Origin of the sequence: Simplicispira metamorpha (assembly GCF_004341365.1) — a bacterium.
GTDB classification, from domain to species: Bacteria; Pseudomonadota; Gammaproteobacteria; order Burkholderiales; family Burkholderiaceae_C; genus Simplicispira; species Simplicispira metamorpha.
In genome coordinates, this window is sequence record NZ_SLXH01000014.1 from 91,379 (window position 1) to 98,928 (window position 7,550).

Genomic DNA, 7,550 nt, shown 5'->3' on the forward strand with positions numbered 1-7,550 from the left:
CCCATCATCGCGCCGTGAAAATCATCATTCTTGGGGCGGGCCGTGTGGGCCAAAGCGTGGCCGACAGCCTGGTGTCGGAGCGCAACGACATCACCGTTATCGACACCGATGCGCAGCGCCTGCGCGAGCTGGAGTCGCGCTTTGACCTGCGCGGTGTGGTGGGCAACGGCATTGATCCGGCGGTGCTGGCCGAGGCGGGCGCCCAGGACACCGACTTGCTCATCGCCTGCGCCGCCCAGGACGAAACCAACCTGGTGTGCTGCAAGGTGGCGCAGCTCATGTTCAACGTGCCGGCGCGCATTGCGCGGGTGCGCTCGTCGGGCTTTGAGCAAGGCAGTGCGCTGGCTGGGCCGGAAGGGTTTGCTGTCAGCATCATCTGTCCCGAAGCTTCGCTGACGCGCTACATCGTCAAACTCATCGAGTACCCCGAAGCCATGCAGGTGCGCGAGTTTGCGGGCGGGCGCGCCTGCCTGGTGTCCACGCGCGCCATGGTGGGAGCGCCCATGGTGGGCCAGACCATTGGCCAGGTGCGTGTCAGCATGCCCGATGTGGCCTTGCGCCTGGTGGCCATTTACCGGCGTTTTCCCGAGGAGCCCGACCGCTTTGTACCGTGCAGTGCCACCACGCGCATTGAGCCTGGCGATGAGGTGTTCACACTGGCCGCGCGCGAGAACATTTCTCTGCTGCTGGCAGCCCTGCACCGCCGCGCAGACCAGCCCGCACGCCCGGTGCGCAGCATCATGATTGCCGGCGGTGGCGATGTTGGTCTGCGTTTGGCCAAGCAATTGGGCAGTGAGCCCGGGCGTTTTCACGTCAAACTGATTGAGGATGACCCGGCGCGCTGCATCGTGTTGGCATCGGCGCTGCCCGCCGATGTGCTGGTATTGCAAGGCGATGCCACCGACGAGAACATGCTGGAGGGAGAGAGCATTGAGGAGGTGGACTTCTTTCTGGCCCTCACCGATGACGATGAGAACAACATCATGTCCAGCCTGCTGGCCAAGCGCATGGGCGCGCGGCGCGTGCTGGCACTGATCAACCGGCGCAGCTACGCCGATCTGATGCATGGCACGCAGATCGACATTGCGCTCTCGCCCGCGCAGGCCATGCTGGGCGAGCTGCTGGCCCATGTGCGCCAGGGCGATGTGCAGGCCGTGCACAGCCTGCGCCGGGGCGTGGCCGAGGCGCTGGAGATCGTGGCCCGGGGCGACCGCAAAAGCTCGCGCGTGATTGGGCGCAAAGTGACCGATTTGCGCCTTCCCGAGAGCGTCCACATGGGCCTGATCGTGCGTGGCTTGCCCGAGCCGGGTGCTGCGCCACTGGCCGCACCGGCGCAGGCACTGCCGCCCCAGGTCATCATTCCGCGCAGCGATACGGTGATCGAGAGCAACGACCATGTGGTGTTTTTCCTGCCCAACAAACGCCTGGTGCGTGACGTGGAAAAGCTGTTCCGTGTCAGCGCCACGTTCTTCTGATACCGCGCGCCTGCGCCCCCCCTCCATGACCGACGTTTTTCCCGTTTTGCGCGTGCTGGGCATGCTGGTGATGCTGTTTGCGCTGGCCATGGGCGTGCCGCTGGCCGTGTCGTGGTACAGCCAGGATGGCGTCTGGCAGGTGTATCCGTTGTCGATGGCGGTGACGCTGCTGGTGGGGGCTGCTTTGGTGCTGGGGCTGCGCAACTACAGGCGTGAGTTGCAGCCGCGCCACGGGGTCATGCTGGTGTCGCTGGTGTGGGCTTTGCTGCCGCTGTTTGCCACGCTGCCGCTGATGTTGGCCTGCTACCAGGTAGGGCGGCCAATGTCGTTCACCCACGCGTATTTCGAAGCCGTCTCGGGCCTGACCACCACGGGCTCGACGGTGTTGGCGAACCTGGACACGCTGCCGGTGTCGGTGAATGTGTGGCGCACCTTCATGCAGTGGATTGGCGGCATGGGGATTTTGATTTTGGCGGTGGCGGTGCTGCCCATGCTGGGCGTGGGCGGCAGCCAGCTCTTCAAGGCCGAAGCCGCTGGCCCCGTCAAGGACACCAAACTGACGCCGCGCATGACCGAAACGGCCAAGGGCTTGTGGGGGGTCTACGCGCTGTTTTCGGCAGGCTGCGCTTTGGCCTATTGGCTGGGCGGCATGTCGCCCTTGGACGCGCTGATGCACATGTTCTCTACGGTCAGCCTGGGCGGGTTGTCGTCGCACGATGCCAGTTTTGGCTACTTTGCGTCGCCCCTGCTGGAGGGCATTGCATTGTTTTTCATGCTGCTGGCGAGCTGCAATTTCGCCCTTTATTTCGTGGCCATGCGCAAAGGCCATTGGCAGGGTTTTTGGCGCGACCCAGAGATGCGTGCCACCCTGGTCGCCTTGCTGGGCGGTGGGCTGTGCGTGGCCGTGCTGCTCTGGGCCAAAGGTATTTACGAGCCGCTGCAAGCGCTGCGCCACGGCGTGTTCCATATGGTTTCGGTGGCCACCACCACGGGGTACGCTACGGTGGACTACCTGGCCTGGCCGGTGTTTGCCCCGGTGCTGATGCTGATGCTCTCGGGGGTGGCCACCAGCGCTGGCTCCACAGGGGGCGGTATCAAGATGGTGCGCATGCTGATTCTGGTTAAGCAGGCGCGGCGCGAGCTGACGCGGCTAGTACACCCGAACGTGGTGCAGCCCGTGCGCCTGGGCGGCGCGGTGGTGGAAAACCGCATGATCTTTTCGGTGATGGCCTTCATGCTGGTGTACGGCGGCACGGTGATTGTTTTGAGCATGCTGTTGCTGCTCACTGACATGGAGCCACTGACGGCGTTCAGTGCCGTCATTGCCAGTGTCAACTGCATGGGGCCAGGGCTGGGCAGCGTGGGGCCAGCCTCCAATTACGGGGTGCTGACCGATTTTCAGCTCTGGGTGTGTACTTTGGGCATGCTGCTGGGGCGCCTGGAAATTCTGAGCTTCATGGCATTGTTGACGCCGGCCTTCTGGCGCCGCTGAGGCACTCCTACAATGGCGCGCAACCGTCTTTCAAGGGCACTCCATGGTTCCGCACCTCATCACCGCCCTCACCGGGCCCATCAACGAGCTAGAACAGCGCATCATCGACTCCATGCCCGCCACCGAGCGCTGGTTCCGGCTGGAGTGGATGGAGCACACACCGCCGTTTTACAGCTCGGTGGACATCCGCAACGCGGGTTTCAAGCTCGCGCCCGTGGATACCAACCTGTTTCCAGGTGGCTGGAACAACCTCACCCCCGAGATGCTGCCGCTGGCAGTGCAGGCGGCCATGGCGGCCATCGAAAAGATTTGCCCCGAGGCGCGCAACCTGCTCATCATTCCCGAGAACCACACGCGCAACAGTTTTTACCTGAGCAACGTGGTGCAGTTGCAGCGCATCTTCAACATGGCAGGGCTCAATGTGCGTGTGGGCTCCATCAGCCCCGAGGTCAAGAAGACCACCGTTGTCGAGCTGGCCAACGGCGATACCGTCACGCTGGAGCCCGTGGTGCGTACCCGGGGGCGACTGGGTCTGAAGAATTTTGACCCCTGCACCATCTTGCTCAACAACGACCTGTCGGCGGGTGCGCCGGGCATTCTGGAAGATATCCACGAGCAGTACCTGCTGCCGCCGCTGCACGCTGGCTGGAGCGTGCGCCGCAAGAGCAACCACTTTCGCAGCTACGAAGAAGTGGCCAAGCGGTTTGGCAAAGTGCTGGGCATAGACCCGTGGCTCATCAATCCGATGTTCGGCAAATGCGCCGACGTGGACTTTGCCGCTGATGCGAGCCTCGATAGCCTGCAAACCCAGGTCGATGCGCTGCTGGGAAAGATCCGGCGCAAATACAAAGAGTACGGCATCAATGAAAAGCCGTTTGTGGTCGTCAAGGCCGACAACGGCACCTACGGCATGGGCATCATGACGGTGCGCGATGCCAAAGACTTGCAGGCGCTCAACCGCAAGACCAAGAACAAGATGGCTGTCATCAAGGACGGGCAGACGGTGCGTGACGTCATCATCCAGGAAGGCGTGCTCACCCAGGAGCGTGTGCATGAAGCCGTGGCCGAACCAGTGGTTTACATGATGGATCGCTACGTGGTGGGCGGTTTCTATCGCATCCATGCAGACCGGGGCGTGGACGAGAACCTCAATGCGCCGGGTGCTGGTTTTGTGCCCCTGGCCTTTGACCACAGCACCCAGCTGCCCCAGCCAGGTGCCCGCCCTGGCGCCAGTGCGCCCAACCGCTTCTATATGTATGGCGTGGTGGCTCGCTTGGCCATGCTGGCGGCCAGCTACGAGCTGGAAGCCACCGACCCTGACGCCGAGGTGTACGACTGATACCGGCACGCCACCGGCCAGCGCCTGGTGCTGGCAGTGGCGGCCTTGCAACAACCTGGCAGTCAGGTGCGCACCGCACCTGTGGTGCAGCGCACAATGGCGTTCTTCAATCAACCAAGCCCCGCCCGTTGAGCGGTCGGGCCAAGCACTGTGGCCGTAGCAGCGGAAACCCCCAAGTCCTCCCTCGGTGTGTTAATGCTGGGGGCTATCGGTGTCGTTTATGGCGATATCGGCACCAGCGTGCTGTATTCGGTCAAGGAGGTGTTTGGCTCCGGCCACGTGCCGTTCACACCGGACAACGTTCACGGCATCCTCTCCATCTTCTTCTGGACGCTCACGGTCATCGTGTCGCTCAAGTACGTCACGCTGGTGCTGCGAGCAGACAACCATGGCGAGGGCGGGCTGGTGGCCATGCTGGCCCTGGCATCCCAGACCGTCAAGCACCAGCCGCGTCTGCGCAAATGGCTGCTGCTGGTGGGCATCTTCGGCACCTGTCTGTTTTATGGCGATGGCGTCATTACGCCTGCTATCACGGTGCTGGGTGCTGTCGAGGGGCTGGAGGTCATCTCACCCACGTTCAAGAAATACGTGGTGCCCCTCACTCTGGTCATCCTGCTGCTGCTGTTCATGGTGCAAAAGCGCGGCAGTGCCAGCATCGGGCGTTTTTTTGGGCCCATCATGGTGGCCTGGTTTGCCGCCATCTCGGCCCTGGGGGTGCTGAACATTGCGGACAACCCCGGCATCTTGCGCGCCATCAGTCCGCACTATGCGCTGGCCTTCATACTTGAGCAGCCCGGAATCACCTTCATCATTCTCGGCGCGGTCGTGCTCTGCGTAACGGGGGCGGAGGCGCTGTACGCCGACATGGGGCACTTCGGGCGCCGCCCCATCCGTGTGACTTGGTTCACCATCGTCATGCCAGCGCTGACGCTGAACTACTTTGGCCAAGGCGCACTGTTGCTCAAGCACCCAGAGGCGGTGAAGAACCCTTTTTTCATGATGGCCCCCGACTGGGCGCTGGTGCCCATGGTGCTGCTGGCCACGATGGCGGCGGTGATTGCCTCGCAGGCACTGATCTCAGGCGCCTTCAGCGTCACCAAGCAGGTGATCCAGCTGGGCTATCTGCCGCGTCTGCGCGTGCTGCACACCAGTGCCTTGGAAACCGGTCAAATCTACCTGCCGTTCATCAACTGGAGCCTGTTCGCCATGATCGTGCTGGCGGTGGGCATGTTCAAGTCGTCCAGTGCGCTGGCCTCTGCTTACGGCATCGCCGTGACCACCGACATGCTGATCACCACGGTGCTGACTTTCTTCGTCATCCGCAATGCCTGGCGCCTGCCATTGGCGCTGAGCCTGGGCGCCACCGCCTTTTTCTTTGCCGTGGACTTTGCCTTCTGGGCCTCCAACCTGCTCAAGTTGTTTGACGGTGGCTGGTTCCCGCTGGTCATTGCCAGTGCCATCTTCATTCTGATGAAAACCTGGAAAGATGGTCGCCGCCTGATGCGCGATGTGTTGACCAGCGATGCACTGGCATTGCCTGATTTTCTGGCGGCGGTGTTTGTCAGTCCGCCCGTGCGTGTCGAGGGTACGGCGGTATTTCTCACCGCTGAGCCGGGCACCGTGCCCAACGCCTTGCTGCACAACCTCAAGCACAACAAGGTGCTGCACGCACAGAACCTGTTTGTCACGGTGCGCAACCACGAGGTGCCCTGGGTCGAAGAGGAGCGGCGCATCGAGATGCTGGCGCTGGGCCATGATTGCTGGCAGGTGGTCATCCACTACGGCTTCATGAACGACCCCGACGTGCCGCGTGCGCTGTCTCTGCTGCGCGGGCGTGGTTGCGAAGTCGAGCCCATGACGACCAGTTATTTCTTGTCGCGCGACACCGTCATTCCCACCGTGGGTAAGGGCATGGCGCCCTGGCGCGAAAAACTGTTCGCGCAGATGCACCACAACGCCAGCGGTGCCGCCGACTTCTTGCACCTGCCCAATAACGCAGTGGTGGAGCTGGGTTCAAAAATAGAGATTTGATGCTTGTGGATTTAAAAATACAGTGTTTTTGCCTTCTAGGCCACGTGTAGAAAGCGCTAGTAGCTATAAAATTAATAGCAATTGTGGGCCTGTGCCAGGGGTATGTCCTGGTCTTTTGTTTGATTTCACACCGTACACACCATGAAACTGCTGTTCATCGCCGATCCGCTGGAAGGTTTTGCCACCTACAAAGACACCACCTTTGCCATGATGCGCGAGGCCCAACGCCGGGGGCACAGCATCGCTGCTTGCCAGCCGCAGGACGTGATGTGGGAGCGTGGCCACTGCGTTACCGCCCATGTCCGCGACATTGTTCTGACAGGGCAGCCGAAGGAGTGGTTTCGCGCCGAGAACGCGCGCGCCGCTGTATTGGCAACTTTCGATGCGGTCTTGATGCGCAAAGACCCGCCGTTTGACAGCGAGTATTTCTATGCCACGCACCTGTTGGAACAAGCCGAGCGCGAAGGCGCGCGGGTTTTCAACAAACCCCGCGCGCTGCGTGACCATCCGGAAAAATTGGCCATCATGGAGTTTCCCGAGTTCATCGGCCCGACACTGGTCACGCGCGATGCCCGCGACATCCAGCGCTTTCATGCCGAGCACCAGGACATCATCCTCAAGCCTCTGGATGGAATGGGGGGCATGGGCATCTTTCGCGTCGGCCCTGATGGGTTGAACCTGGGCAGCATCACGGAAACGCTGAACCGGGGTGGCGCACAAAGCCTGATGGTGCAGAAGTTTTTGCCGGAAATCGCTGACGGCGACAAGCGTGTGCTGATCATTGGCGGCAAGCCCGTGCCCTATTGTTTGGCGCGCATTCCACAAGGCAGTGAGGTGCGAGGCAACCTGGCCGCTGGCGGCAAAGGCGTGGCGCGTCCCCTGAATGCACGTGACCTCGAAATCGCCCATGCCCTGGGGCCGGTACTGCAAAGCAGGGGGCTGTTGCTGGCGGGGGTCGATGTGATTGGCGATTGCGTCACTGAGATCAATGTCACCAGTCCTACATGTTTTCAGGAAATCCAGCAGCAGACTGGTTGTGATGTGGCTGCGTTGTTCATGGACGCACTGGAATTGGCTACAGAAGTGGAATCTGCATAAGTTTCTCTTTTTGCCCTCAGTTCTGTGTTACAGTAGAGGGCTTCGCTACCCGGTGCTTTGGTTTTTCCGGTGTTGTTTGGGTGGCGAAGGTGGTTGAAAAAGTTTTCTGGGTTTT

The 7,550-nt window shown here is 61.6% G+C and carries 5 protein-coding genes; all 5 read left to right on the forward strand.

What is annotated here, in order from left to right; genetic code table 11:
- The first annotated feature begins 14 nt into the window (after positions 1-14).
- The gene (gene trkA, locus EV674_RS09270) at positions 15-1,475 is read left to right on the forward strand and encodes a Trk system potassium transporter TrkA (protein WP_119014527.1); all 1,461 of its coding nucleotides are present in this window, start codon (positions 15-17) and stop codon (positions 1,473-1,475) included.
- Between the two features lie 25 nt (positions 1,476-1,500).
- The gene (locus tag EV674_RS09275) at positions 1,501-2,967 is read left to right on the forward strand and encodes a TrkH family potassium uptake protein (protein ID WP_119014526.1); all 1,467 of its coding nucleotides are present in this window, start codon (positions 1,501-1,503) and stop codon (positions 2,965-2,967) included.
- A gap of 43 nt (positions 2,968-3,010) precedes the next feature.
- Positions 3,011-4,306 (forward strand): glutamate--cysteine ligase, encoded by a 1,296-nt coding sequence (gene gshA / locus EV674_RS09280; protein WP_119014525.1) that lies wholly within the window; start codon positions 3,011-3,013, stop codon positions 4,304-4,306.
- 195 nt (positions 4,307-4,501) lie between these two features.
- Positions 4,502-6,337, forward strand: coding sequence for a potassium transporter Kup (locus tag EV674_RS09285; protein WP_119014524.1), 1,836 nt, complete (start codon positions 4,502-4,504; stop codon positions 6,335-6,337).
- A gap of 141 nt (positions 6,338-6,478) precedes the next feature.
- Complete coding sequence (gene gshB, locus EV674_RS09290; RefSeq protein ID WP_119014523.1) at positions 6,479-7,435, forward strand: glutathione synthase; 957 nt, start codon at positions 6,479-6,481, stop codon at positions 7,433-7,435.
- Positions 7,436-7,550: the final 115 nt, after the last annotated feature.

What these genes read in the sequence shown, in the direction of transcription:
- EV674_RS09275 (WP_119014526.1), top strand. Translation starts at nt 1,501, where the DNA reads ATGACCGACGTTTTTCCCGTTTTGCGCGTGCTGGGCATGCTGGTGATG.
- gshA (WP_119014525.1), top strand. Translation starts at nt 3,011, where the DNA reads ATGGTTCCGCACCTCATCACCGCCCTCACCGGGCCCATCAACGAGCTA.
- EV674_RS09285 (WP_119014524.1), top strand. Translation starts at nt 4,502, where the DNA reads ATGCTGGGGGCTATCGGTGTCGTTTATGGCGATATCGGCACCAGCGTG.
- gshB (WP_119014523.1), top strand. Translation starts at nt 6,479, where the DNA reads ATGAAACTGCTGTTCATCGCCGATCCGCTGGAAGGTTTTGCCACCTAC.